The organism is Lichenibacterium ramalinae (assembly GCF_004137085.1).
Taxonomy (GTDB): domain Bacteria; phylum Pseudomonadota; class Alphaproteobacteria; order Rhizobiales; family Beijerinckiaceae; genus Lichenihabitans; species Lichenihabitans ramalinae.
In genome coordinates this window covers 50,964-76,141 of sequence record NZ_QYBC01000020.1, presented here as the reverse complement: position 1 = coordinate 76,141, position 25,178 = coordinate 50,964, and the positions used below count along the sequence as shown (strand labels likewise).

At 69.0% G+C, this 25,178-nt stretch carries 28 protein-coding genes and 1 tRNA gene; 13 read left to right on the top strand and 16 right to left on the bottom strand.

Features of this window, described 5'->3' with window-relative positions:
- Window positions 1-140 precede the first annotated feature (140 nt).
- Entirely contained in the window at window positions 141-1,073 is a 933-nt protein-coding gene (locus tag D3272_RS21150; RefSeq protein ID WP_129221198.1) for an amino acid--[acyl-carrier-protein] ligase, read from the bottom strand.
- A gap of 43 nt (window positions 1,074-1,116) precedes the next feature.
- The gene (locus D3272_RS21145; RefSeq protein ID WP_245496711.1) at window positions 1,117-2,352 is read right to left on the bottom strand and encodes an acyl-CoA dehydrogenase family protein; all 1,236 of its coding nucleotides are present in this window, start codon (window positions 2,350-2,352) and stop codon (window positions 1,117-1,119) included.
- 293 nt (window positions 2,353-2,645) lie between these two features.
- On the opposite strand from D3272_RS21145, the gene D3272_RS21140 reads away from it, so the two are divergent.
- The 5 genes from D3272_RS21140 to D3272_RS21120 all read left to right on the top strand — a co-directional run bounded on the left by D3272_RS21140 (window position 2,646) and on the right by D3272_RS21120 (window position 8,036).
- The gene (locus D3272_RS21140; RefSeq protein ID WP_129221197.1) at window positions 2,646-2,912 is read left to right on the top strand and encodes a phosphopantetheine-binding protein; all 267 of its coding nucleotides are present in this window, start codon (window positions 2,646-2,648) and stop codon (window positions 2,910-2,912) included.
- A gap of 132 nt (window positions 2,913-3,044) precedes the next feature.
- Window positions 3,045-4,235 carry a glycosyltransferase family 4 protein gene (locus tag D3272_RS21135; RefSeq protein WP_245496710.1) on the top strand — a complete coding sequence of 397 codons (1,191 nt, stop codon included), beginning with the start codon at window positions 3,045-3,047 and terminating at the stop codon, window positions 4,233-4,235.
- Entirely contained in the window at window positions 4,232-5,710 is a 1,479-nt protein-coding gene (locus D3272_RS21130; protein ID WP_129221196.1) for a glucosamine inositolphosphorylceramide transferase family protein, read from the top strand. The genes D3272_RS21135 and D3272_RS21130 overlap by 4 nt, the downstream gene beginning before the upstream one ends.
- A gap of 149 nt (window positions 5,711-5,859) precedes the next feature.
- Window positions 5,860-6,642 (top strand): WecB/TagA/CpsF family glycosyltransferase, encoded by a 783-nt coding sequence (locus D3272_RS21125; protein ID WP_129221195.1) that lies wholly within the window; start codon window positions 5,860-5,862, stop codon window positions 6,640-6,642.
- The gene (locus D3272_RS21120; RefSeq protein ID WP_129221194.1) at window positions 6,639-8,036 is read left to right on the top strand and encodes a lipopolysaccharide biosynthesis protein; all 1,398 of its coding nucleotides are present in this window, start codon (window positions 6,639-6,641) and stop codon (window positions 8,034-8,036) included. The genes D3272_RS21125 and D3272_RS21120 overlap by 4 nt, the downstream gene beginning before the upstream one ends.
- Window positions 8,037-8,048: 12 nt before the next feature.
- Here the strand turns inward: D3272_RS21120 and D3272_RS21115 are convergent, their stop codons facing one another.
- Together D3272_RS21115 and D3272_RS21110 are read right to left on the bottom strand one after the other, a co-directional pair.
- Window positions 8,049-9,530, bottom strand: coding sequence for an aromatic amino acid lyase (locus D3272_RS21115; protein ID WP_129221193.1), 1,482 nt, complete (start codon window positions 9,528-9,530; stop codon window positions 8,049-8,051).
- Window positions 9,527-10,525, bottom strand: coding sequence for an ornithine cyclodeaminase family protein (locus D3272_RS21110; protein ID WP_129221192.1), 999 nt, complete (start codon window positions 10,523-10,525; stop codon window positions 9,527-9,529). Before D3272_RS21110 ends, D3272_RS21115 begins: the two co-directional genes overlap by 4 nt.
- An 811-nt stretch (window positions 10,526-11,336) precedes the next feature.
- On the opposite strand from D3272_RS21110, the gene D3272_RS21105 reads away from it, so the two are divergent.
- The gene (locus tag D3272_RS21105; RefSeq protein WP_129221191.1) at window positions 11,337-11,669 is read left to right on the top strand and encodes a site-specific integrase; all 333 of its coding nucleotides are present in this window, start codon (window positions 11,337-11,339) and stop codon (window positions 11,667-11,669) included.
- Window positions 11,670-11,751: 82 nt separating this feature from the next.
- Here D3272_RS21105 and D3272_RS21100 read toward each other — a convergent pair.
- The 10 genes from D3272_RS21100 to D3272_RS21055 all read right to left on the bottom strand — a co-directional run bounded on the left by D3272_RS21100 (window position 11,752) and on the right by D3272_RS21055 (window position 16,564).
- Window positions 11,752-11,826 (bottom strand) — tRNA-Gln (locus D3272_RS21100).
- Window positions 11,827-11,924: 98 nt separating this feature from the next.
- Window positions 11,925-12,260, bottom strand: a complete 336-nt coding sequence (locus tag D3272_RS21095) for a hypothetical protein (protein ID WP_129221190.1) — start codon at window positions 12,258-12,260, stop codon at window positions 11,925-11,927.
- A gap of 310 nt (window positions 12,261-12,570) precedes the next feature.
- Window positions 12,571-12,795: a hypothetical protein gene (locus D3272_RS21090; protein ID WP_129221189.1), complete on the bottom strand. Its 225-nt coding sequence runs from the start codon at window positions 12,793-12,795 to the stop codon at window positions 12,571-12,573.
- A gap of 476 nt (window positions 12,796-13,271) precedes the next feature.
- Window positions 13,272-13,559: a hypothetical protein gene (locus D3272_RS21085; RefSeq protein ID WP_129221188.1), complete on the bottom strand. Its 288-nt coding sequence runs from the start codon at window positions 13,557-13,559 to the stop codon at window positions 13,272-13,274.
- Window positions 13,556-13,813: a hypothetical protein gene (locus D3272_RS21080; RefSeq protein WP_129221187.1), complete on the bottom strand. Its 258-nt coding sequence runs from the start codon at window positions 13,811-13,813 to the stop codon at window positions 13,556-13,558. The genes D3272_RS21085 and D3272_RS21080 overlap by 4 nt, the downstream gene beginning before the upstream one ends.
- Before the next feature lie 57 nt (window positions 13,814-13,870).
- On the bottom strand, window positions 13,871-14,074 hold the full coding sequence (locus tag D3272_RS21075; RefSeq protein WP_129221186.1) for a hypothetical protein: 204 nt from the start codon (window positions 14,072-14,074) through the stop codon (window positions 13,871-13,873).
- Window positions 14,075-14,177: 103 nt separating this feature from the next.
- Window positions 14,178-14,564: a hypothetical protein gene (locus tag D3272_RS21070; protein ID WP_129221185.1), complete on the bottom strand. Its 387-nt coding sequence runs from the start codon at window positions 14,562-14,564 to the stop codon at window positions 14,178-14,180.
- 369 nt (window positions 14,565-14,933) lie between these two features.
- Window positions 14,934-15,125 carry a hypothetical protein gene (locus D3272_RS21065; protein ID WP_129221184.1) on the bottom strand — a complete coding sequence of 64 codons (192 nt, stop codon included), beginning with the start codon at window positions 15,123-15,125 and terminating at the stop codon, window positions 14,934-14,936.
- Between the two features lie 501 nt (window positions 15,126-15,626).
- The gene (locus D3272_RS21060; protein ID WP_129221183.1) at window positions 15,627-15,854 is read right to left on the bottom strand and encodes a hypothetical protein; all 228 of its coding nucleotides are present in this window, start codon (window positions 15,852-15,854) and stop codon (window positions 15,627-15,629) included.
- A 503-nt stretch (window positions 15,855-16,357) separates the two neighbouring features.
- Window positions 16,358-16,564, bottom strand: coding sequence for a hypothetical protein (locus D3272_RS21055; RefSeq protein ID WP_129221182.1), 207 nt, complete (start codon window positions 16,562-16,564; stop codon window positions 16,358-16,360).
- Between the two features lie 256 nt (window positions 16,565-16,820).
- Here D3272_RS21055 and D3272_RS21050 point away from each other — a divergent pair, with 256 nt between their 5' ends.
- From D3272_RS21050 to D3272_RS28340, 3 genes are all read left to right on the top strand, one after another.
- Entirely contained in the window at window positions 16,821-17,222 is a 402-nt protein-coding gene (locus tag D3272_RS21050; RefSeq protein ID WP_129221181.1) for a hypothetical protein, read from the top strand.
- Between the two features lie 449 nt (window positions 17,223-17,671).
- Window positions 17,672-18,580: an FkbM family methyltransferase gene (locus D3272_RS21045; RefSeq protein ID WP_129221180.1), complete on the top strand. Its 909-nt coding sequence runs from the start codon at window positions 17,672-17,674 to the stop codon at window positions 18,578-18,580.
- A 204-nt stretch (window positions 18,581-18,784) separates the two neighbouring features.
- Complete coding sequence (locus D3272_RS28340) at window positions 18,785-19,387, top strand: Ros/MucR family transcriptional regulator (protein ID WP_342634197.1); 603 nt, start codon at window positions 18,785-18,787, stop codon at window positions 19,385-19,387.
- Between the two features lie 460 nt (window positions 19,388-19,847).
- Here D3272_RS28340 and D3272_RS21035 read toward each other — a convergent pair whose 3' ends face one another.
- On the bottom strand, window positions 19,848-20,369 hold the full coding sequence (locus D3272_RS21035; RefSeq protein WP_165361454.1) for a DinB/UmuC family translesion DNA polymerase: 522 nt from the start codon (window positions 20,367-20,369) through the stop codon (window positions 19,848-19,850).
- 577 nt (window positions 20,370-20,946) lie between these two features.
- Between D3272_RS21035 and D3272_RS21030 the strand changes: the two genes are divergently transcribed.
- The 4 genes from D3272_RS21030 (at window position 20,947) to D3272_RS21015 (ending at window position 24,120) form a co-directional block, all read left to right on the top strand.
- Complete coding sequence (locus D3272_RS21030; RefSeq protein ID WP_165361453.1) at window positions 20,947-21,507, top strand: LexA family protein; 561 nt, start codon at window positions 20,947-20,949, stop codon at window positions 21,505-21,507.
- Between the two features lie 7 nt (window positions 21,508-21,514).
- Window positions 21,515-22,777: a Y-family DNA polymerase gene (locus tag D3272_RS21025; protein ID WP_129221177.1), complete on the top strand. Its 1,263-nt coding sequence runs from the start codon at window positions 21,515-21,517 to the stop codon at window positions 22,775-22,777.
- Window positions 22,778-22,807: 30 nt separating this feature from the next.
- Window positions 22,808-23,224, top strand: a complete 417-nt coding sequence (locus D3272_RS21020) for a response regulator (RefSeq protein WP_129221176.1) — start codon at window positions 22,808-22,810, stop codon at window positions 23,222-23,224.
- Between the two features lie 221 nt (window positions 23,225-23,445).
- Window positions 23,446-24,120, top strand: coding sequence for an RraA family protein (locus D3272_RS21015; RefSeq protein WP_129221175.1), 675 nt, complete (start codon window positions 23,446-23,448; stop codon window positions 24,118-24,120).
- Between the two features lie 48 nt (window positions 24,121-24,168).
- On the opposite strand, the gene D3272_RS21010 is transcribed toward D3272_RS21015, so the two are convergent.
- A complete protein-coding gene (locus D3272_RS21010; protein WP_129221174.1) occupies window positions 24,169-24,945 on the bottom strand; it encodes an SDR family NAD(P)-dependent oxidoreductase in 777 nt (258 codons plus the stop codon).
- Between the last annotated feature and the right edge of the window lie 233 nt (window positions 24,946-25,178).

The window sequence follows — 25,178 nt, the reverse complement described above, 5'->3', positions numbered from 1 at the left end:
TTCGCTTGGCACGGGCCGTCGCCCCCGGGCGCTCCGCCGCCTCCGTCGTGCCTCACCTCCAGACCCGCGGCGGCCCCGTCCCGGCCGGGGGCGGGACGGCCGCGGGCGGCTCGCGCTCGACCGACCGGCCGGGCCGCGCCTCAGAGGCGCAGGGCGTCGCGCACGGCCGCCGGCCAGGCGGCGGGATCGACGCCGTGGGTGGCGAACAGCGCCACGGCGAGCCGGTCCATGCCGAAGGCCACGCAACCGGTGTGGGCGACCTCGCCCTCCGCGTCGCGCAGGCCCCAAACCTCGCCGAAATGTTCCTTGTGGTTGTTGAAGCTCATGCAGGCGGTGGGCTTCTCGGCGGAGCGCACCGGCACGAGTAGCTCGAACTTCAGGGCGTCGCGCTTCTGCATGACCGCCATCATCACGCCGACCTTGCCGAAGAACGGGTCGTTGGCCTGGTCCACCGTGTAGCTGAGGCCGAGCCGGTCGGCGAGGCCCTTGGCGCGCTCCATCCAGCGGTCGCGGAAGGCCGAAACATCGGCCGCCGAACCGATGCAGACGTATTCGCGCATGCGGAACGACTGGAAGCGGTCCGCGTGGTGGGAGGGCTCGCGGCGGAAGCAGTCGCTGGCGACGTCGAAGCGCAGCCCGCCCGCCGGCAGGGGGCCGCGCCGCGCCGCGATCGGGTAGACCGGGTAACAGGCCGCCGGGGTGAGGACGAGGTCGCCGGCCTCGAGCGCCTCGGTCCAGTCGCCGCCGGACTCGAACGTGTCGACGGCGGCGCGGATGTCGTCGTCCGAGCCCCCGAGCGCGCACATGCAGCCCAGCAGATTGGGGAAGCTCTTGAGGTAGCCGGACCGCTCCAGCGTGCGGCGGCTCATGACGGGCGGGAAGCGCAGCACCTCGGTGCCGTCCTCCCGGGCCTCGGAGATGAAGGCGGCGAGGCGTTCCACCACGCCCTCGTAGACGCCCTTGCGGCCGTAGACGCCGGGCACGCCGGTGGGGTGGAAGAGCGCGTCCATCAGGCTGGTCAGGCGGTCGTCGACCTCCTGGAACGAGGCTTCGGTCCGGAATGGCGCGTTCATGTCGGTGTGGCTCCGCGAAAAAGGGGGTCGGTCGGGACCGGCGTCAGTCCATGAGTCCGGTCGGCACGGCACTCATCAGGGCCGGCGTGGCGAGGCTCGCCAGGATGCGGTCGTTGTTGATCATCAGCGGCGAGGACAGCACGTCCCGCAGGTGTCGGCCGATGCTGCTTTCGCCGTCGTTGCGATAGCCGGAAAGGCCGCAGGCCCGCAGCGAACTCATCACGGCGGAGACCGCCGTCTCGGACGCCTCGACCTTCAGCAGGTTCAGGGCGACGTTGAAGTCGAGCGAAGAGAACAGCGTCTCGTCGGCGAGCGCCGCCTCGTAGCGGGTCGCGCCGTCCCGCACCATGGCGCGGAGGCTGCGCAGCGCCGTCTGGGCGCGGGTGTAGTGGACGGCGCCGGGCGGCAGCTGTCCCTTGGCCCGGCGGGCCGCGGCGCGGATGAAGCCCTGGGCGCGCTCGACCGCCGCCGTCGCGATGCCGCTCCACACCGCGCCCCACAGCACGTGGGCGACCGGCGTCATGGTCCGGGCATGGATCACGTCGTAGCCGACCGGCAGGACCTGCGCGGCCGTCCCGCGGGCGTGGAGCTTGAAGCCGCGGCTGCACGTGCCCCGCATGCCGAGCGTGTCCCAGCTCTGGCCGGGGTCGAGCCTGTAATGGTCGCGCAGCAGCACCACCAGCACCTGGTCGGACCCCACCGCGTCGACGGCCCGGCGAGCCGTCGTCACGATGGCGTCGGCCTGGGCCCCGTAGGAGATGACGGTGGAATCGCGGTCGAGGGCGATGCTGCCGTCCTCCAGCGCCTCGACGGCGGCGGCGCTGTTGCGCACGTTGCCGCCGTTGAGGCCTTCGGTCGTGGACGAGGCCAGCAGCCACTGATGCGCGGCGATGTCGGCCAGGACTTGATCGTGGAAGGGCGAGCCCGCGCCGTGGCGCAGCACGCAGGCGACCTTGATCTGGTGCATGGCGAAGATCAGCGCCGACGACGAGCAGCTGCGGCCGAGCCTGAAGCAGGCATCCGCCACGGCGGCGATGTCGGCGCCCTCGCCCCCGAAGGCGCGCGGCACCGCCATGCCCATCAGCCGCCCTTCCTTGAGGGCTGCCAGCGCCTCGGCCGGGAAGCGGCCGTCGCGGTCCACGGCCGCGGCATGCTGGGCGGCGACGGCCGCGGCGGCGTCGGCGCGCTGCGCCAGGGACCCGCGACCCGCGATGTCGCCCTCGAACCGGGCCGGTTCCGCACCCGAGCCCTGGTCGCGCCATGCGTCCAACATCGTCATCGCGTCGCCCTTTCAGCCAGCCCAGCAATCCCGCCCGGCTTTACGATGAATCGCCGTTCCACGCATGCGCCGATCGCAATCACGCTTAAGGATTGCGTACCGGCGCCGTGATGAACGAAATCTTTACATGCACCCTACGATCCGATAGTAAATATAAAACCGGAATAAACCAGTTTTCTTCGACCCTGTCCGACCCGATGCAAAGCATTTGACAAAATACATCGGCAAATCCAGGTTCCCGCCATGGCAGCAGCGATGCGACAGGCACGTCGCTTCCTTTGGAGACTGCAACGATGCTCGAACGCATTCCGGCTTCGGCCGTGTCCCGGATCGGCAATGTCGTGTCCGACGTCCTCGCCAAGCACGACGTGGTCCACCAGATCGCACCCGAAGCCGAACTCGGCCGCCTCGGCATGACGTCGATCGACATGGTCGAGCTCATGCTCGGCGTCGAGGCCGAGTTCGACCTCGCGATCCCCGCCGCCGACATCACGCTGCAGAACTTCAGCTCGGTCGCCGCCATCGCCGCCCTGGTGTCGCGCCTCACCGCCGCGGTCTGACCGCGCCGTTAACTGCCCTGCCACTTGGCCGAACACGGGTCGGCGGCGCCGGTCTATAGAGGGCCTCGCCGTGGCCCGTCGTCGCCGCGGGGTCGAGACCGCCCTGCCCCCATCCTTTCGCGAGTCCGCCGCATGTCCCGACGACCCCTGCGCATCGCCCTCGTCCAGACCCAGGCCGAGAATGCGGGCGCCCAGGAGATTTCCCGCATCCTCGCCCGCGGGCTGGAAGCGCGGGGCCATGCCGTGCGGCAGATCTTCTTCTTCCGGCGCACCGCCTCCTTCGACGCGGTGGAGAACGCGCGGGTGGTGTGCCGGACGAGGCCGTCCTCGCCTTGGGCGGTGCTCGGCTTCCTGGTCCGGCTGCGGCGCATGCTGCGCGAGGCACGCCCCGACGTGGTGCTGACGTTCCAGCACTACGGCAACGTCATCGGGGCGCCGGTGGCGCGGGCCGCCGGGTGCCGCTTCGTCGTCGCCAACCAGGTGTCGGCCGGCGCCGTGGTCCACCCGCTGGTGTCCTGGGCCGATGCCGTCCTGGGATCGCTCGGCTTCTACGGCCGCATCGTCATCAACTCGGACGAGACCGCGGCGGCCTACAGCGGCCACACCCGCGCGTACCGACGCCTCATCCGCCACATCGACCACGGCTTCGAGGACAAGACCGCCTCCGTGCCGGCCCGGGACGCCCGCGCGGCGCTGAACCTGCCCCAGGACGTGCCGCTGCTGGGCTGCGCATCGCGGCTCCACCCGATGAAGCAGCTCGACTGTGCCGTCCGCCTGCTCGCCATCCGGCCGGCCTACCACCTCACCATCGCCGGCCAGGGCAGCGACCGGGATCGCCTGGAACAGCTGGCCGCGACGCTCGGCGTGACGGAGCGGCTGCATTTCGTCGGCGAACTCGATCCCGGCGAGATCGGCGTGTTCCTGGCCGGGCTCGACGCCTTTCTCCATCCCAGCGCGGCCGAAACCTTCGGCCTCGCGCCGGTGGAAGCCGCCCAGGCCGGGGTGCCGGTGATCTGCAACGACATTCCGGTGCTGCGCGAAGTTCTGCAAACCGGCGGTGAACCCTGCGCCCTCTTCGCCGACGTTCAAGACCCCGAGGCCCTGGCGGGGACCGTCGATAGCATCTTGACCGACCCGGTCCTGGCGGACAACTTGCGCGCCAGGGGCAGGCGCCTCTCCGAGCGCTATCCGGTCGACGCCATGATCGACGACTACGCTCGTCTCATCGACGAACTCGTGGGGGACGGTACGTCTTGCGCATCGCGATCGTCGTCAGCGGGCATGCCCTTCGGCGCTGGCAGGAGCGTCTCCGTGAACGATTGACGGCGATCCCCGGCGCGGAGGTCCGTTTCCGCGCCGGCCCCGAGGCTTCCGCCCTGCCGCGCGGCGTCGCCGCGCTCCTCATGGTCGAGCGCGCCCTGGCGCGGCCTGGCACCGGCGCGCTGTTCGACCGCGTCGTCCCCGGCGCCGAGGCCTGGTGGTCGGCCGGCGCCACCGTGGACGTGGTGGTCGACCTGACGGGGGGCGGCGAGCCCGCCGGGGCCGTCGGCGGCCCGGCCGTGCTGCGGCCCGTGTTCGACGGCGACCCTTCCGAGGCGGCGCTGGTGGCGGCGCTCCTGGCCGGCGCCATGCCGGAGATCGCCATCCTCGACGGGCTCACGAGGCAACCCCTCGCGGCGGGCCAGCCCTCTCCGGAGAACGGCGGCGGCCTCACCGGCGGGCTCGATGCCGTGCTGTCGCGAACCCTGGTGCTCGTCGAGAGCCTCATCGCGGCCCCCCGCCGCCCGAAGCCGCTCGCCTTCCACGCGTCGCGCCGCCATTCCGGCCGGGCGCCGGCCGCCGTGCTGGCCCGCGCCCTCGCCCGCGACGCCGCCTACGCGGCCTACAAGCTGTGCATGTATACGCCGCACTGGCGCGTCGGATGGCGGCTGCACGAGGGCCCGGGCGTGCTCGAGCGGCACGACCTCGAGGGTCCCGCCTGGCGAACCCTGCCCGACCCCGGCCACCGCTTCTTCGCCGACCCCTTCCCGATCGTCTGGCAGGGGCGCATGGCGATGTTCGTCGAGGACTTCGATCACCGCATCGGCAAGGCGGTCGTGTCGGTCTGCGAGATCGCCGAGGGGCAGGCGGGCCCGGTCGTGCCGGTGCTGGAGGAGGCCTGGCACCTGTCCTATCCCTTCCTGCTCGTGGAGGACGGGACGCTCTACATGGTGCCGGAAGCGTCGCTGTCGGGCGAGGTGCCGCTCTACCGCTGCATCGATTTTCCGACCCGGTGGGAGCGCTGCGCCACGCTCATCCGCGGCGTCGAGGCGGCCGATGCCACCCTGTTCCGCCATGGCGGCCGCCACTGGATGATGGCGGTGACGCGTGACGGGGCGGGCGGGTTCTCCGACACGCTGCGGCTTTGGCACGCGCCGCGCCTTCTCGGCCCCTGGGAGGAGCACGGGCTGCGGCCCGTCATGGTGGACATCGCGACGGCGCGGCCCGGCGGCACCGTGGTGGAACGCGACGGCGCGCTGTGGCGCCCCTTCCAGGACTGCACGGGCGGCTACGGGCGGGCACTCGGTCTGGCCCGCATCGACCGGCTCGACCCCGACCACTACGAGGAAACCGTCACGACCCGCATCGAGGCGGGCCCGGCCTGGCCGGGGCGGCGCATCCACACGCTGAACCGCGCGGGCCCGCTCGAATGCATCGACGGCTCGGCCTTCATGCCCCGCCTGCCGATCCTGCGACCCTGGATGGCGGCGCGGCTGCGGCCCCGGCACGCCACATCGCGCCCCCGCGTCGCATTCTGACCACGACCGTCCGTTGAGGTTAACGCAAGGTCTCGGTGGTAACGCCCGCGCAAATCACCCCACTGCTCCCAAATGCGAGATCGACTTCAGCTTTCATTCACGGTGACGCCGTTGAGTGGGAGCCTGCACGGATCGGAACTCTGGTGAGCATGCTGGATCGAACCATCGCCGTCGGACTTCGTCGCTGGCCTCTCGTCGAGGTCTGCGGACTCCCCGTCACGGCTTCGACACTGCGAGACGCGGCCGCCGACATGGTCGACTATTGCAGCGCCGGGCCGCGCCGCGCTCTGCCGGTGACGTCGACGTCGGTCAACGGTCAGGTGATCTCCCTCTGCGCCGGCGACCCGGAGGTGCGGTCGCTCTTCGCCGAGGCCGACATCATCCACTGCGATGGGCAGCCGCTGGTGATGCTGTCGCGCCTGATGGGCCGGCAGAGGATCCCGGAGCGGGTCGCCACGACCGACCTGTATCCCGCGGTGGCGGCCCTCGCCGCCGAGCGCGGCGTCACCTTCTACCTCTTGGGCGCCACCCCCGCCGTCAATGCCGCGGCCGTGGCGCGGAGCCGCGCCGCGCATCCGGGGCTCCAAATCGTCGGAGCCCGGCACGGCTACCTGTCGCCGGACGCTGAACGGGACGTCGTGGCCGAGATCGCCCGGCTGAAGCCCGACATCCTGTGGGTGGCGCTCGGCGCCCCGCGCGAGCAGCTCTTCTGCCGGCGCCACCGCGCCGACCTCGCCGGCGTCGGCATCATCAAGACGGCCGGCGGGCTCTTCGACTTCCTCGCCGGGGCGAAGCGGCGCGCCCCGGTGGCGCTGCAGAGGGCCGGGCTTGAATGGTTGTTCAGGCTGTCGCTCGAGCCGCGTCGCCTGTTTCTGCGCTACCTCGTCACCAACCCACACGCTCTGCTGGTGATGCTGAGGAGCCTGCGTTGACGGCCGTCCCGCCCCGGACAGATGCGGCGCCCGGCCGCTGGCGCCGGCTGCTGGCGGAGCAGATCGGCAAGCGGCGTGCCGCCGTCGGCTCGCTGGCCGCGCTGAGCCTGAAGGTGGCCGGCACCGTGCTGATGATGGGCATCTTCTTCCTCGCCGCCCGGTCCATGTCGCCCATGGGCTTCGGCCACCTCGCCGTGTCGTTCAACGCCCTGTCCTTCCTGGCCGTCGTGGCCGTGCTGGGCCAGGACCTGCTGATGGTGCGGTGCTGGGGCGAATACGCCACCACCGGCGCGCATGGCCTCGCGCTTGGCGCCTACCGCTTCAGCGGGAGCGTGGTCGTGGTCTCGGCCCTGGGCTTCGCGGCGCTGACCTTCGCGGTCGCGGTGCTCAACCCCTTCCTGCGCGTCCCGCCCGGCGAAGCGGCGGCGGCGGCCGCCTTCCTCGCCATGCAGGTGCTGCTGCTGTTCACCGCCCAGACCACGCGGGTGATCCTGAACTTCCTGGTGTCGGAGACCAACCGGGAGCTGACCTGGCGGCTCGTGGTGCTGCCCGTCGTCTTCGCCGGGCTGTGGCTGGGGCTGGACCTGACGGCCTTCTACGCCGCCGCCGCCGCCGGTCTCGCCCTCGCCGTCGCGATCCAGCTCGCCGTGGTGCGGCGCCGCTTCCCGGCCGCGGTGGGGGCGGCCGAGAGCGCGGTGCTGCCGCGGCAATGGGCGTCGCGCGCCGGCGGCATGTGGGTGTCGGCGATCCTCGAAGCCGCCCAGCAATATGCCGAGGTGCTGATGCTCGGCCTGCTGGTTTCGCCCGACGTCGCCGGTCTGTACTTCCTGGCGGCCCGCATCGCCGGCATCTTCGGTATGGTGGGGTCGGGACTGCATGGCTACACGTCGTCCCATGCCGCCAACCTGTTCTTCACCGGCCAGATGACGGCGCTGCAGAACGTGTTCCGCTCCGTCATGGCCGTCGCCGCCCTGATCACGGTGCCGCTCCTCGCCGTCGTACTGCTCGGCGGCGGCCACATCCTGGCGGTGTTCGGCCCGCATTATTCCGGGGGCGCCCCCGTGTTGGCGGCCCTGGCGCTGGGCAGCTTCGCCGCCGCGCTCGCCGGCCCCGCCAACAGCCTGCTGCTGGTGACCGGGCACGAGCGGCTGTATTCGCGGGTGCTGTTCGTCGCCCTGCTGGTGCGGGTGGCGCTCATCGCCTGGGCGGCACCGCGCTTCGGCGCCCTCGGCGTCGCGGCCGCGTGGGCCGGCGTCAACGGGCCGGTGGCGATCGGCCTCGCGATCGCGACGCGGCACCTGACCGGCATCGACCCGTCGGTGCTGTGCACGGTGATGAAGCGGGAGCCGCGGCGGCGCCCGCAGGACACCGGGCCGCGGCTCGCCGCGCCCTGACCTCGGCCGTGCTCAGCCGCCCGCGGCAGCGAGGGCGGCGGCGAGCCGCTCGGCCTCGGGCCCGAGCGGCCGATCGGCATCGAGCGGGGCGACGAGGCTCCGCACCCAGGCCTGCACGGCCGCCGTGCCGGTGCCGAGGCGGGAAGCGCCGCGGCAGTCCACGGCCTCGGCCGCCGCCATGGTCTCGAGGGCGATGAGCCGGCGCCACAGGTCGAGGATGACGGCAGCCTTGGCGACGGCCAGAGGCGCCTGGGTGGCATGGTCCTCCACCCCTTCCGACACCGGCACGACGTCGAGCACCACGGGATGGGCGGCGTGGCGGATGCCGGCCAGCAGAGCGGCGGCGGTCTTCTGCAGCGACACGAAACCCGCCGAAGCCCCGCCCCGTCGCGACAAGTTGCGCGGCAGGCCGTTGCGCCCCGGCCCGGTGAGCTGGGTGAAGCGCGCCGCGCAGGCCACCGCCGCCTGGCCCACGCCGAGGCCCAGCCCCTCGAAGGCCAGGGCCAGGGCGGGGCCGTGGAAATTCCCCGTCGAGGCCACGAAGCCGTCCTCGGCCACCACGAGCGGGTTGTCGGCCGCGGCGGCGAGTTCGAGCTCCACGGCCGTCGCGGCCGCCGCCACCGCCGACACGAGGGCGCCGTGGATCGACGCCACGCAACGCAGGCTCAACGGGTCCTGCAACGGCACGGCCGCGCCATGCAGGGCACTGCCGGCGAGCCGCGCCCGCATGCCGGCCGCGGCCTCGCGCTGGCCCGGCGCCGGGCGGGCCTCCTGGATGCGGGGATCGAAGACGGCGGGGTTGCCGCCGAGCCCCTCGAGCGTCAGGGCGGCGGCATCGAGCTGGCGTTCGGCGAGCCGGCGCGCCTCGGCCGCCACGAGGGCGCCGTGGCCGATCGACACCGCGGCGGCGCTGATCAACGACAGCCCGTCCTTGGGGCAGAGGACCGCGGGCGCGAGTCCGGCCGCCCGCAGCGCCGCGGCGGCCGGCATGACGGCGCCGCGGAACTCGGCCTCGCCCCGGCCGACCAGCATCTGGCCCAGCGGGGCCATGAGGCCGAGATCGGCGGCGCCGATGGAGCCGAGCCCCGGCATGACGGGGTGGACGCCCGCGTTCAGCGCCGCCACCAGGGCATCGAAGAGCGGCGGCGACAGGCCCGATCCGCCGCGCGCCAGCCCGGCGGCCCGGGCCAGCATGGCGGCCCGCACCACGGCGCGGGGCAAGGCTTCGCCCATGGCGACCGACCGCCCGTCGAGGAACATGAGCTGGAAGGCCGCGGCGTCGCCGTCGACCGGCGTGCCGCTCTTGGCGCCGAGCCCTGTGTTGTAGCCGTAGATCGCCTGCCCGGCGGCGGCGGCCCCGTCGAGCGCGGCCCGGGCCCGCGCGAGCCGGGGCGCGACCTCGGGGGCGACCGCCACGGCGGCGCCGTGCCGCGCCACGCGCTCGACGTCCTCGACCGACAGCGCGGTCCCGCCCCCGAGGACGACGGGGCTCATGCGAAGCGCAGCCGCTGGCCGATGCCGAGGCGCCGGCCCTTCTCCAGCATGGCGTGGCCGAGCGCGATGTCGCTGAGCGACAGGCCCCGGTGCCAGAACAGGACCGTCTCGTCCGGCGCGGTGCGGCCGGGCTTCAGCCCCGCCACGATCTGCCCGAGCTCGGCGTGGAGCGTCGCCTCGGTCAGCAGCCCCGCCTCGACATGGGCCCGCAGCGCCCCGAAGGGTCCCTGGCGGCACTGCCCCCAGTCGTCCACCACCACCTTGCCCATGATGTCCGTGAGCGAAAGCTCGACGGCGCTCATCGTGCCATAGGGGACGACGAGCGCGCCCGGCTTGACCCACTCGGTCCTGAGCAGCGGTTCGGGCGCGTCGAGCCGCGACGCCTCGACCACGATGTCGGCCCCGCGCACGCAGGCTTCCCAGCTGTCGACGGCGCGCACCGGCTTGCCGAGGTCGGCCGAAAGCCGGGCCGCGAAGGGATCGCGGCTTTCGGGCCTGCGGGAATGGACGCGGATCTCGTCGAAATCGAACAGGCGGTCGAGCAGGCGGACGTTCCAATAGGCGGTGCCCCGCGCGCCGATGTGGCCGAGGACGCGTGGCTTCGGCGGCGCGAGATGCTTGGCGCCGACCGCCGTGACGGCACCGGTGCGCATCTCCGTGATGGCGGTGGCGTCGAGGATGGCCCGGGGCGCGCCGGTGCGGGGATCGAACAGCGTGAGCACGCCGAACTCGCTCGGCAGGCCCTGCCGGTAATTGTCGACGAAGTCTCCCACCACCTTGACGCCGGCGAGGTCCATGGGGGCGATGGCGCCGCGCAGCACGTTGAAATGCCCGCGCGACAGGCCCGGCACGAGGTGGACCCGGGGCTCGATGACGGCCTCCGAGCGCCCCTGCGCGGCGAGCCCGGCCTCGACGGCCTCGATGATCTCCGCATCGGTGAGGGCGAGTTCCGCGACGTCGAGCGCGTTGAGGTAGTCGATGTAGATGGGTGTCATGACGCTCTCGGACGGGCGGGGCCGCCCATCATGGGCCTATCCCAACCCGCTGACCGCCGAAAGGCGTCCGTCGCGGTTCCAGGCCCGACGCGGCCGGACGCCGGCGGCGGTCGGGCTGCAGGTCCAGTATCGGCGCCCCGATCGCTTGGCGGAGCCTTCGATCCGAAGGAGCGCTGACGGGATCCATGTCCGACCTGCCTTGCACCCGACATTGCATTTGCAGTAGTCTGCATCTGCGCGAGGCTGTTGTCGTTATCGGACGTAAGCTGAAGGAGGGCGTCAGCTCGGCATGAAGCTTGACAGCCTGCGCACCATTTTTTGCCAAAAATCTTGTGCGCTTCCGCCTTCCGCCAATTCGCCCCAGCTTTGAATCGAGAATAAATTCGTCGGATCGGAATCGCCTTGGCGTTTCCGAAAAAGCCGATGTTGCTCTAACGGTTCAGCATCCTCGACGAACGGGTGTCCGCGCGATCCTTCTGGACTGGTGCAACGCGTTCGGAGTCGACAGCGCTCGCCAAGCCGACTATCACGCACCGTCCTCACAACCGCCGTCGCTCGCGCCCTACTCCGGGCAGCGACGAGGCGATTTGCCCGTGCTGCGCTGGAAGTGATCCGACGCACGTGTCGAGCGCAGACAGGGGGGACAAAACCTCGTGTGAGCGTGGAGCTGGCAGCGCCGGCAAAAGCTGCCCTCGACAAGGCGCGCGCCGCGCTAGCTGCCGCGCGAGCCGGCCGATGAGGATGACATCCTCGTCATCGCTCGCGGTGGCGGCGCTTGGAAGGAATACGGCTTCCGGAACCGATGGGCCAGGTGAGGTCCGAAGCCAGCGTCGTCAACCGGACGTTCCATGACGTCCGTGGCACCGCGGCCACGCTGTTCGCCATGGCGGGTACGGGCGTTTTTGAGATCGCCGCCATGGCGGGCCACAGCGTGGGCGATCTGCAGGGCATCCTGGACAAGACCTTCCTTCATCGCGACGAGCACCTGTGGGAGGCCGGCGTCGACAGAATCGCCCACATGCTGGAGGTCGTTGCCGCGGCGACGATGGACATCGTGGTCGGCGAGATCCGTCCGGCGCGTCGACCGAACGGCAGTGTCGGCCTTGGAAGGGACGGCCGGAACCCCTGCGGGGAGGCCGCGTAACGGCCTGTAAAACCGGCCGCACAGACGCTGTAGAAACCGGATCCGCAGCGCTCTCGAAAGGAGCAATCCAACGCCAAAACGATGGCTGGGGCGGGAGGGTTCGAACCTCCGAATGGCGGAATCAAAATCCGCTGCCTTACCACTTGGCTACGCCCCATCGGCGCGGCCCCTTCGGACCGTCGCGACCGGGCGCAGCATAAAGGCCGGGCGAGGCGCCCGCAAGGTTCGCGGGGCGCACCCGGCGGGCCCGGCCCGTCATCCCCCGAGGCGGGGGCCGAGCGTGATGAGTGCCACCGCCACGACGGCCAGGACCAGGCCGGCCCCGTCGAGGAGGCCGACGCGCTCGCCGAAGACCAGCACGGCGACGAGGTTCACGGCGACGAGTTGCACCACTGCCGAGAGGCTGAAGGCCGTCGCCATGCCGATGAGGCCGACGAGGCGCAGCATCAGGAGGTTGCCGACGGTGTAGAGCCCCAGCGTCAGGGCCAGACGCCACAGGGCGGGCGCGAGAGCCCAGGCCTTGGCGCTGGCGGCGGCCGAGACGAAGATGGCACAGGCGAGGCCGAGCTGGAGGAGGGCGGAGAACGACATGGCGAGGCCTGCGATCGCAGGACGCGGGCCTGCCCGTCAAGCGGGCGGGCGCTCCCCTGCCCCGCCGGTACATCGCGAGGGCCGTGGCACCGGGTTCAAACCGCGTCGCCCCTGTCCCGTCACCGCCGCAGCAGCGCCACCGCATCGCTCGACCCGTCGAGCAGCATGTCGGCGAGCAGCCCCAGGCTGCCGACGAAGATCACGACGAGGCATGCCAGGATCAGGACGTCGTCCAGCGTGATCGCGCCCTCGGCGTCGTCGTTGGCGGGCGCGTCGGCGAGCCGTCGCGGCCCATCGGGCCGGCGGCGGGTCAGGGCCGTGCTCGCCGCGGCAGCCGTGCCGGCTTGGGTTCGGTTGTGGTCCGCCTCAGCTCCACCTGCTGGCCGAGCTTCTCCACCCAGACTGCCACGACGACGCTCAACGCCATGGCAGCCGGGGAGATGGCGGTGGTCGGGTGCGACACGAGCGCTTCCGCGAAGCTGTGGTGCACCTGCCCTTCGCCGGCGTCTCGTCCTGGAACAATTGTGGTCGACATCGGCCAGATCCTGCGGCTGTGCGAGCGCCGCGCCGCAAGATCGAGGCCGTCGGCGTGGAGCGGCGGTCGCCTTCCATCCGGCGGGCAGCCCACCTCGGTGGCCCGCACCCGACCGAAGATCGTGAGGGTTCCCCGGTGCACTTCACCTCGGACGAGGTCGCGCAGCGCTTCCCGATTCGCGGCAGCCTATCGCGGCCTCGCCATCGATCGCCGGACCCCTTCGGCGATCAGCGCGCCGTGGGCTCCCGGTCGCGGGGCCGCATCGCTCGGGAGGTGGGTCCGGCGGCACCCGCGGGTTCTCGCCTCGTCGGCGATCCTCGGAGGGCAGGTCGGGTCGGTGACGCGCGATGAAGGACGTCGGACGCGATCACCGAACGGCCGTCGTTCCCGCCGACATCGCGGCGTTCCACACGCCGTGCTTCTCACGAGGCGGCGATCCACGAGATCGCGACCGTCTCGTGAGCCGTGGCGCCGCCTCACGCCCCGCCCAGCTCCGCCACCACAAGATCACCGAGACCCCGCACCACCGATCTCCCCTTCAACTCGTCGAGATCACGCGGCACCAGCCGACCCTGCACGACGAGCGGCTTGTCGATCAGCGGGGCGCGCACGCGCTCGAAAGCCTCCATGGCGCGTGGCGGCACATCGCTGTCGTCGAGTTGGATCAGACAGCAGGCGACACGGCTGAGGCGCAGGTTGAGGTCGCCATCGGCCGCGAGCGCGCGAGCAGCATCCAGCAGGACCTCCCGGTAGACGCGCATCACGCGGCCGGCTCGTGCTGGCCGATGGAATGCGCTTCCGGGCCCTCTCCCGCGATCACCCTGTCCTTCGCGGCATGCCGAACCGCGAGTCTCAGCGCCTCGTCGAGGTGCCCCCTGATGTCCTGCAGGCCCAGCACCTCGGCCTCGCCGAGGGCACGCCTCAGGCGATCGGTGAGGGCGCCGATGTCGGCGGTCGTCTCGGCCCCCGTCACCTTCAGGAACGGTTGGCGGTGCGAGGCTCGGCGTCGGCAGCCCATTCGGTTCGCTCCTTAGGATCACGGGTGGCCGCGAGGTCGCCGAAGCCGCTCAGCACGTCAGTACCGCCCGAACGCGAACCGCACGAGAAAGGCAAGGTTCGCCAGGAAGGTGTCGCGGTCGTCCGATGGGTTCGCGACGGCCGCCACGGGCGGCGGCGGCCCGACCGGAGGCGACAGGTCGAGCACCGGCTCGCTCAACTTCGGCATCGCTTCGGGCGGCCGGGGATGGACGGCGAAGGTGAGATCGGGCTTGGAGCTCATGCTCCGGCGCCGGGTAGCGCGGCTGCCGGCCGGCAGCCCCCAACGCCGAGGTGGTCGGCGAAGGCACGGCGGACGGCTTCGCGGCGGAAGGACGACGGTTCGCTCACCGGAACTGCTCCATCTGCGCCAGCCTGCCCAAGTCCGCCTCGTCGAACAGGCCCGGTCGCTTGTTGGCCCCACGATAGACGTTGATCAGGCCGAGCCCATGATGTTCGCGCCAGTCCGGCAGCTTGCGGACAGCGCGGCGCAGCGTCATCGGGCCCACGCCGGTCACCATGACGCCCTCGTTCGGGTCGGCATCGGCGTAGCGGTCAGGCGCCGGACCGTCCCGTGATACGTCGGGCGGCGCGTCTGCACCCTCGCCGGCCGAAAGGTGGCCCAGCCCCGTCAGCCAGCCGCGGAGCGCGAGGCCGATGGCCTCGGGACGGGACGGCTTCGGGTCGGGCTGGGCTGCGATATAGGCATCGAGACCAGCAACGTCGGACGGCATCACTTGCACCAGGATCGGCGTCGCAGCGGTCGCGGGTCGCCCTCGATCGCGCTTGTTGTCACTGTCGCCCATGGGTCCCGTCATGGACTGACGATGTTGGAAAAACCGGGCCAAGGCAAGGCTACCCTCCTTGCACCGGCCCCGACCCTCACGGAACGTTCGGAGGTCGACGACGGCTGTCGGCGTCCAGAGGACACCCATGCCGATGGCACAGCGGGATTCACGGCGCCCCACCCTCGCCACCGTCGGGCGCGAGTTCGCCGCCCGCGTCGCCCGACCCCGGGCGGCTCCCGAGAGAGCCGCCGGTCGGTTCTCTCGGGGCCTCGCGCCATCTTCGGTCCGTGCGATGGCGGTGAGGAATCGGCGGATTTACCGCTTCAGCCCCCGACCGATATTCCGGGTGCCGACATCGAGCACCGCGGCAGAGGCGACATCCTGCCGGACCGTGGTCGGCTGGACCGACCCGGCCACCACGGCAGGGTGCTTGGCCAACACGACCTTCGCGGCGCTCTGCGCTGCCTGCTTGGCGGTCTCGCCCTTGTCGCTGTGCTTGCCGGCCATGTCTGCCTCCACGGTTCGCCCTTGTTGGCCTGACATTCTGTCGCGGTACGTGACTGCCAGCTGAACCCTTTCGGCGTGACCCGATCGGCGCGGCCGATCCGTGACGATGGTCCGGAGCTTCGTCGGGATACAGGAGCCTGGCGGGCGGAACTCTGCCCCGCCACCGCGCCCCGACCCCGGCCCGACCGGCCGTTGGGCCTGGGAACGGCCCGACGTGCCCCGCCCCACGCCACCCGTGCGGCTGCCGCTCCCGTCGTCCGACCCGCCATGGCCGGGATCACCGGCCACCGCGGAGACGAGATCGTGGATCCGACGACGGGAAGGATCGGCGACGTCTCGTGAGGCGCCTCACCCGGGCCGCCGTCGTCCTCGTGTTCGCCAGCCCGACCCTGGTCGCGGTCGCCTTCACCGACGGGCCCGGCGAGCCGACCGGCCGCAGGAGGACGCGGAACGGTGACGGCGGCGACTGCAAGGCGGGCTCGGAAGCGTGCCGCCCCTCCGTCAGTGGCGACCGTGAATGAGCTTGGCCAGCGTGTAGCCGATGAAGGCAACCGCAGCCAACTTGACGAAGGGGTGGCGGAGGTCGGCGATGGAGACGAAAGGGACCTGGTCTTGGCCGACACCTGATGGGCCGTCGCCGACCTTGTGGGACCATTCCCGAAAGCCTCGCGGCTCCTGATCGGCGCCAGGTTGATCGTCGGGGTGGAGCGGTCGCGGGTTCAACGGCATGGGTGCCTCCTTGTCGGAAGGCAATCGGGCCGGGGCTCGCTCGGTTCCCCGAGCAGAGCCGGGCGAGAGACGGCCGCGCCCCTCGGCCCCAAGGCTGAGGACGCACCGACACGGTCGGTCATCCGACGGTCGGGTGGAGTATGGTGAACGGCCGCGACGAGATCGCTCTGAGGGACTCGCGTCGCGGCCGTCTGAGCCGAGGCGCCCCTCTGGCTCCGCGAGGTAACGGCAGCGATGCGGCAATGTTCGTCGACGCGCTGGGGCTGCCGCAGAAAATCATTTCGGCGGCAGTCCGCGGCGGCTCTGCTTCCCATCCGCTCCCACAACCCACACCCGGACCGCAGTACCGGCCAAGACGGCAATGCGAAGACACTGTTGGTGTTGGTGCCGGTTGCAGGGATCGAACCCGCGACCCCCTGATAAAAAATCGAGGTCAAGCCTTTGCTTCGGCTTGGCTTCGTTGGACGAGGACGGCCTTCGCCCTCGTCGGTTCCAAACGATCGTCAGCGCGCCCGCCTGCCCATGCGCGCCTGATCGAGCTTGGCGTTGATGTCACAGAGGATATCCTTCTGGCCCTTCACGGCCTCCTCGACCGCGCTCAGCCGTCGCAGCCCGACGGTGCGCCCTTCTTCGATGCGGTCGACGCGGGCGTTCTGCGCCGCCTGGTCCGCGCTCCAGCGCACGTCGCTCACGGCGAATGCGGCCTGCACGCGGGTGATGTCGGACGTGTTGGTGTCCGCCCTTCCCCTCGAGGTGCACGAGCCAGAGCGCGCCGGTGACGACCGTTAGCACGACGGCCGCCGCGATCGGCCACAGCTTCAGGACCGTGCGGATCACGCGCTCGGGCCGGTTGACGACGTTGATCTCGGTGTCGGGCATGGTCATTCCCCTCCCGTGCGCGGCGCGCCGGCGCGGTGCGGCGCAGACGGTCGTGGACGAGACGTCGATCAGGTTCGTCACGCCCTGGTGGGCATCGACCTGAGCTTCGATGCTCTTGGCGAGTGTCGAGCCGGCCGAAACGTCGCAGACGAGCGCGGTCGACACCGCCTTGATGGTGAGGACGGCCTGCTGGACGTTCGGCTGCTCGCGGCGGCGAAGGTAGGGTTCAGCACGAGGCCGAGAAGGTTCGCGGCGAGGTCCGGCAGCGTCATGGTGATGGTCTGCCAGCTTTTGCCCGAGACCGGCGTCGTGGACGCGTCGACCGCCGTTGCGGTGCCGGTGTCGTGGTCGAGCGTCGTGGTGATGCCGGCGACCGTGATGGGGTGCCCGGAGGACATGAGGCGTTTGCGTTGGTTCACGGCCGGGATGGCCGGGAATGGCGTTTTGGGCGAGCCGGGTTTGGTCCCCACGGGTTGCCTGCGTGGATGAGCCTGAGACACTGAGGTTCAGGAACACGGTCGCCGATGACCAGGGGAAACGGTCTATGACGAGACTGTCGAGGCGGTCAGTCCCACGGGGGCCTGCGCGAAGGCAGCGGGTGACGACAGGACAGCCGACGTTGCCGCTCCCGAGTGGCGCTTCGAGAGCAGGAAACCGACGTCTTTTACCTTGGACACTTGACGACCCCCGGCGGCCGGATCGCAAAGTCCGCCGGATCGCCACCGGGACGAACGGTTGTCGGTAGCCATGCGCTCGCTTTCCTTCGCGCCCTCGCGCGCCGGTTCGGAGCACCTTCGCATTCAAAAGGAGGCTTTACCGGAGCCCGCGCGGTCTGAAGGTTGCGTTCCGGTTTAATTCGGCGTTCTCTGAGCCTTATTGCGTCAATTTATTTGATTGTGCATGATGCATGCTCGTGTGGCTACCCGGATGTATCCTAGATGCATGAGAAGCAGTCCAACACCGTAGACTCAGAGCGCTCCCTCAAGAAAAAAATTACCCCATTCGTGCCTTCCAGATTGCTAGCTCTATACTCAAAATATCGTTTGATAAATGAGTCAGACCTTTTCAATGAGAAAAAAACAGAAAGGTGGAAGCGCGCTTTAAGTTTTCTGCATTCAGAAATGAGAGGACGCGATATCGAGTTCACGTCTCCAGATGGCCTATCGTACGTCAGTATGCCGAATAACTACAGCTCGTTCGTTACCTGCGTCGCTGGCGCTAGAGACCCGGACATTTGGCGATTCATCAGCAAAAATCTTAAACCAGGCAGCGTTTTCGTCGATGCTGGTGCTAATATAGGCACTTACACCCTGCCAGCCTCTAAACTCGTAGGACCGACAGGGCGAGTTATATCCTTCGAAGCTCACCCAACGACCTTTCGCTATCTGCAAAGGAACCTTGAAAAAAACCACGTAATCAACACCACAGCCGTAAACATCGCCCTCGGTAGCCAGCTCGGCTCCGTAGATATCCAGTTCAATGAAAGCAATCCGGGCGAGACCTGCATATCGAAGAAAAGCTCTGCAACGATAGAAGTCGAATTAAGCACTTTAGACGCAATGATCGACCGTTTTGAGATCGGGAAAATTGACTACATTAAGATCGATGTCGAAGGTTTCGAGTACCCTGTCATCAAAGGTTCCGCAAGAATGATAGGCAAAAACCGAGATGTTATCATCCAAACCGAACTAGAAGAAAGGCATGCTGAAAGGTACGGGCATAGCATAAAGGAGACCGCTGACCACCTTATACACTTGGGTTTTAATCCCTATAAGGTCAATAAGGAAGGAGATCCGGCACGAATAAGGAATGCCGCGTTCGGAGATGTGATCTGGATGCGCCGATAAATGGCTAGGGCCAGTACCATAAGCTCAATGTCGGCGGCCTATCGTAGCGATGACGGCAGCCAGACCCGTCACCCTCTCACGGGTCGAAGTCGTAGCTTGGGCCAGCGGCTCGACGATCGGACACGCAAATCGACCGAAGCGCCCGTCCGTGATCGGCCGTCGTTGGCGCGAAAGACAGGTATGGGCCCTGGATGGCAGGTTGCCTTGACGGCAAAAGCCCAAGCGGCAGCCGTCTGCGTCGAGGTGATCGATCGGCTGATGCTGCGGAGGTTTGTCGGTGGGGCGTCAGGCCACCCAATGCCGTGTCGCGGCTGTATCATCGCGCCTGCGGACGGAGCGTCGGGGACGGCGTTTGATTGGGAGCGGAGCCAAGGGGCCGATCCGGCGGTCTCCGGGGAGCCGCCCAAGCCCGCCCTGCCGGTCAAGGAGTCCATCACGGACGACTACCTCATCAGCCTCGAGGACGGCCGCAAGCTGAAGTCGATGAAGCGCTACCTCGCCGGCCTCGGCATGACGCCGGCCGACTACCGTGCAAAGTGGGGCCTTCCGCACGACTATCCGATGGTGGCGCCGGCCTACGCGGCGCACCGCTCCGTTCTGGCCAAGGCCATCGGCCTAGGGCGCAGCAGGCGCGGCAGAGGTCGACGACGCAGCCCAAGAGGCCGAGCCGGAGCCCGACGCACCCAAGAAGGCTGGCCGCGGCGGCAAAAAGGCCTGACCCAGCGAGGAGCGTCGCGGCGATCGCCGACGGCGCCCTACCCTGCTTCGGCCACAGGTTCGACGATCGTCGGATCGTCGTCGCCGTGACCGGTGCGGTTTACCCGACTTGACACGAACTACTCGCGGGGTGCTTTCTTTATCTCACCAGTTCGATTTATAGACCGGAGGCGGATTATGCAGGTGATTGAAGCATTCAATATCTACTTCTTGTTTGCCCTGGTTGTTACCCCCGTGTATAAAATACATGGATCCGTCAGGACGACGAAAGAACTCGCCCGCTCCCCTGATATCCTGTGATGACGTGGAACCACGATACCAGGGCTCACCACCAACACATCTATTGAGCGGAGCGGCTTGAGCGGTGCATTGTGCCGCAAAGGATGCAGCCACGAATAGAAGCGAGCGAAGAACTTTCACGGTATTGCCTTCAGATTGGAAATTTGGTTCAGCTAAACGCAACCACTTGGCGAAAGTTCAGGCGTGTGATCTTCGTTTGCGCGGGGCTGAACCGCCGTACCGACGAGAACGCCACGTAGTCCGACGCCGTTCAAACCGCCAGCAGGCCGCCCCAGCGCGTCGTGTACCGGGCCGAGAGGTGCTCGGCCCGCAGCGTCCCGCCCTTCGCACCCGTGGCGGTGCCACATGCGACCGTGCCCCGGCCGTAGCAGCGGTTCAGGACGTCGATGGACGCCATCAGCGACTTGCTCCGCGGGTCGTCGGGGTGAAGGAACAGCGAGCCCTGCACGGCGCCGGCCTTGATCAGCGTCGGGAAAATCACGCCGGCCTTCTTGTAGAGGAAGCCATCGCGCCAGATGCAGTCCAGGCCGAACATGGCGGCCTTGGTGAGCCGACCCGTGTCTGCAGTCGCCACGGTCAGCTGGACGAGCCGCTTGGCGCCATACTGCGCCTGGTCGGGGCGGTGGCGGTTCGTGTGGGCGAAGACGATGAGGCTCGCCGTTGCGAGGCCCTGGCGCCGAATCTTCTCCGCCGCCCGCGCCGTATGGCTGGCGACGACCTCCTCCATCTCGCGCCGGAGCCCGACCGGTCGCCCGAAGGACCGCGTCGCCATGATGCTCTTCCGGTCGGGGCTGTGACGCTCGAGGTCGAGGCAGGGCATGCCGCGCAGCAGACTGCCCAGTGGCCCAGCATGACGGGATCGGACGCCGGCAGGTGAAATTGCTGTTTGGCGCCGCTGAGGATTTTCGCCCGGAACAGCCGGCCACCGCGGCATCAAAGCGATGCGCTTCCCATATGCTTCCCAATTGAGCTTTTTGGGAAGCGCCTTGCCCGAGAAGCGAGACTAAGTCGCTGACAACGCTTGGTGCCGGTTGCAGGGATCGAACCCGCGACCCCCTGATGACAAATCGAGGTCAAGTGCCTGATCTTGCGAGATGGCGTTGGACGGTCTGCGCTGCCGTCCACGCCCTACCCTGCCCCATCGGGCGCCTGATAAGCGCCCTTCTCGGGCGTCCACAACGCTGAAAGCGCCCGCTACCCTCAAGGGCAGCGGGCAAACGATCTCGACGGCGTCCCGTCAGCTTGGTGCCGTTGCGAAGGCAGGACTGTCGGACCGCTCGGGACAAACCCCTTGCAAATCACCCCGCTCTAAGTTGATATTTGTAACGGTAATCAGCGGGGACCGAGTCATGACCGAACTGCGGAAGAGAGGAGGCGCCAGGTCCGGCGCCGGTCGGCCGCCCGGCGAGCCCTCGGCGGTGGTGCGCCTGCCGCTGCCGCTCGCCGCTTTCGCCAAGCGCATGCGGGACGGGAGCCTGCGCGCTGGCGACATCAACGCCTTCCTCGACGTTTCGGCTCTCAGGACGGCATCTGTGCCCCTCGCCTCGGCGGCGGCGGCGTGCGGCTTCCCGAGCCCGGCGGACGACTACATGGACCGGCCGCTCGACTTCAACGATCTGCTCGTCAAGAACCCGGCCGCCACCTTCGCGGTGCGGATCTCGGGCGAGAGCATGCGCGACCGCGGCATGCTGCCGGGGGACATCGCCGTGGTCGACCGCTCCCGCTCGGCCGTGAGCGGCTGCATCGTGCTCGGCCTCGTCGGGGGCGAGTTCACGATCAAGACCTATCGGCTCAAGGCCGGTGGCGTCGTGCTCGAGGCGGCCAACCCGGCCTTCGCGCCGATCGTCATCACGGAGGCCTCGGCCTTCGAGGTGTGGGGCGTCGTCACCGGCGTCATCCGGACCTTCTGAGGGCCCCATGGCCCGCCCCGTCGCCCTCGTCGACTGCAACAACTTCTACGCCTCCTGCGAGCGGCTCTTCCAACCGTCGCTGCGCGGCCTGCCGATCGTCGTGCTGTCGAACAACGACGGTTGCGTGATCGCCCGCTCGAACGAGGCGAAGGCCCTGGGGATCGCCATGGGCGACCCGTGGCACCTCGTGAAGGACCGTCACGCCGGCAGCGGGATCGTGGTGCGGTCGAGCAACTACACCCTCTACGGCGACCTGTCGGCTCGCGTGATGCGCGTCCTGTCGGACTTCACCCCGGAGCTGGAGGTCTATTCGATCGACGAGGCCTTCCTCGGCTTCGGGGGCTTCGAGCACCGGCTCGAGGCGCACGCGCGCCGACTCCGGGCGACCGTGCTGCAGTGGACCGGCATCCCGGTCTCGGTCGGCATCGCGCCGACGAAGACGTTGGCCAAGGTGGCGAACCGGACGGCCAAGCGCGACCCTGCTTCCGGGGGCGTCTGCATGCTGCTGACCCGCGAGGCGCAGGAGGAGGCGCTCGGCCGCATGGAACTGACGGATCTGTGGGGCGTCGCCAGCCGGCTCGCCGAGCGCATGCGGGCGATCGGGATCACCACGCCGCTCGAACTGCGCGCCACGGATCCGCAGGTGGCGCGACGCGCCTTCAACGTCAACATCGAGCGCATGGTGCACGAGCTGCGCGGCCTGCCCTGCCTCGACCTCGAGCGGCATAGCCCGGACCGAAAGAGCATCATGGCCACGCGGTCCTTCGGCCGGGCCGTCGGGCTCCGGCGCGAGATGGAAGAGGCGGTCGCCAGCCACACGGCGCGGGCGGCGGAGAAGATGCGCCGGCAAGGGCTCGCGACCGCGAGCCTCATCGTCTTCGCCCACACGAACCGCCACCGCCCCGACCAGGCCCAGTACGGCGCCACGCGGCCCGTGCAGCTCACCGTGGCGACGGCGGACACGGGGCGGCTCACCAAGGCCGCCATGTTCGGCCTGGACTGCATCTGGCGCGATGGCTTCCTCTACAAGAAAGCCGGCGTGATTTTCCCGGCGCTGATCAAGGCCGGCGCCGTTCAGGGCTCGCTGTTCCTCCACCCCGACGACCCGCGCAGCAAATTGCTGATGGCGTCGATCGACGCCCTGAACCGCCGCTACGGCCGGGGCACGGTCGGATATGGCACCGCCACGGGTGCGAAGGGCTGGACGCTGCGGGCCGAGCACCTCTCGGCCCGGTACACGACGCGATGGGGCGACTTGCTGGCGGTTTGAACCTATCGAACGATCGCGCATTCGGACGCCATGGTAGAGCCTCGCGACGACCTCCGACCCTACGCACTCGTCGTCGACGATGACGCGCTTCTCCGCATGGACGTTGCGGAAATCCTCGACCACGCTGGGTTTCGCACGATGGAAGCGGAGAGCGGCGACGCCGCCATAGCGGTTCTGGAGCAGCGGCACCTCGACATCGCTGTTCTGTTTTCCGACGTCGAGATGCCGGGCTCGAGAAACGGCTTTGCCCTGGCCCGTGAAGCTTGCGTGAGATGGCCCTATGTCGCGATCGTCATCGCTTCGGGCCGGCTCAAGCCCGCTGATGGCGACATGCCCGACGGCGCCCGCTTCATCGGGAAACCGTTCAGCGCCGAGACGGTCCATAGCCACCTGCGGGAGATCCTACCGGACGATCGCAAGCCGGAGCCCTTACGACGGCCCTCATGATGCGAAGCGTCCATACACAGAAAATGCAAGGGCGAGATGAATCGGTCGCGGCGCTAAGGTGCGTAATGTGTGACCTCCACTTCCTCGTGGCGTTTCGGTGGTCCTCCATCGCCCATTGTGGTTCTTGTCGAACCAAGCATTCAGGGAGCCGCTCGACCTTTCGGGGCCATTCGTGAGTTCGCAGCTTGCACGTTCCATGATGCTCACACGAGAGAGCCTTTATGACGGACACGTCATCCCGACCGAACCCTGGGGTCGACCTCGACGCAGTTGCTTCCGCCACCTACAGCGCTGTCTTCTCGGACGTCTGCGACGCAATGGGCCTCCGCGGCCAAACGGTCTCGCCTGGCTTGGTGCCGCTGGGTGGCCCCGGGACGCTGATAGGTTGGGCTCGCACCGCATTGAGCGTCCCTGTCGAGGCTGCGCCGGCACGGCATTACGGAGGCGAGATCGATTTTATCGACAGCCTGCGGATTGGTGATGTCGCCGTAGTGGATTGTTCTCGCCATCCTGCCGCGGCCTGGGGAGAGCTGTTCTCCACGGCGGCGCGAGGACGTGGGGCGCGCGGAGCCGTGATCGACGGCCTGATCCGGGATCGCCGCAAGATCACCGAGATGGGGTTCTTGATCTCTGGCCGCGGCTGTCGTCCGACCGACAGCCTGGGGCGGGTCTCCATCCAGGAGGTCGACACCAGCATTCAGTTGGGAGGCGTGCGGGTCGAGACGGGCGATCTCATCGTCGCCGACGAGGATGGCATCACGGTCGTTCCGAGCGCCTACGCGGAGCGCGCCATCGCGCTCGCCATGGCCAAGGCATCCACGGAAAACAAGGCGCGAGACTTGTTGCTCGCCGGCGGCAAGCTGGCGGACGTCTGGGAGCGTTTTCGCGTCCTGTGATCCGCGGCTCACGGCTTGGCGAAATGGGCGTATTTCGGAGATCGGACGTCAGCTCGACGGGAGCGCGATGCCGGTCAATCGTTCACAGGCCGCGATCAGACCGTCCTGAAGGGCCGTGTCCCGAGCGGCATTGCTGGCAAGGCGGGACTGGCGGTGGAAGAAGTAGCCACCCGTCACGGTAGCGGCTTGCTGATTATCGACGGCGAGCCAAACCTGCGTGCGGTGCGCAGCGTCGAGATCGCCGGTCGCGCGAGCGCCGCCCATCTTGGTGGCGACCCAGCCCGGCTCCATCGCGTTCGACAGCGTCGACGGCCAGCGTCTGGCAAGTGCGAAGGCCAGCATCGCGTCATGCAGCTTCGTGTCGGAATAGGCCTGGGTGCCATTCCACGGTCGCCGCTCCCAGTCGAAATCGGCCAGGTCGACCCGCCCGCGCCGGTGCAATTCCGATGAGACGAAGACAAGCCGTTTCGGCGGGTGCATCAGGGCAACCAGCGCGTAGGGTGCGAGCGTGTTGATAGCGAGGACGTGGGAGAAGCCGTCCTGGCTCGTTAGCCGCCGCTTCTCGCGGTAGCCCACGGCGGCATTGTGGATCACGGCATCGAAAGAGCCAAGCTCGTTGGCCTTTGCGGCTAAGCGCTTGACCGCGGCGAGGCTGGCGAAATCGCCGATCAGTGTCCGCTCCGCGCCCGGCACGGCCGCCGCAGCCTCGCGCGCCCGGTCCTCGTTACGGGCGTGCAGCACGACCTCGTGCCCGAGTTCGACCAGGAGCTTGGCGGCATTGCGCCCGAGCCCGTCCGAAGATCCAGTGATGAAGACCCGTGCCATGCCCGCTGCCTCGCGCTCCCGATCGGATGGTTGGAGGTAGGACCGCGCCTGCATCGGGACACGGGTCTTCAACGATGCAGCGGCACTCTGGCGCGATTGGCGCTGGGTCTCCGGCAGGCCGCTGAGAAAGGATCGACGTTCTCCGCGCCGAACGAAAACGACATAGCGAGGCTCGCTAATCGAGGAGGGGAGGCGGCGCAGCGGCGGCCCGCGGCTCGGGCGCCCCGCCGCGC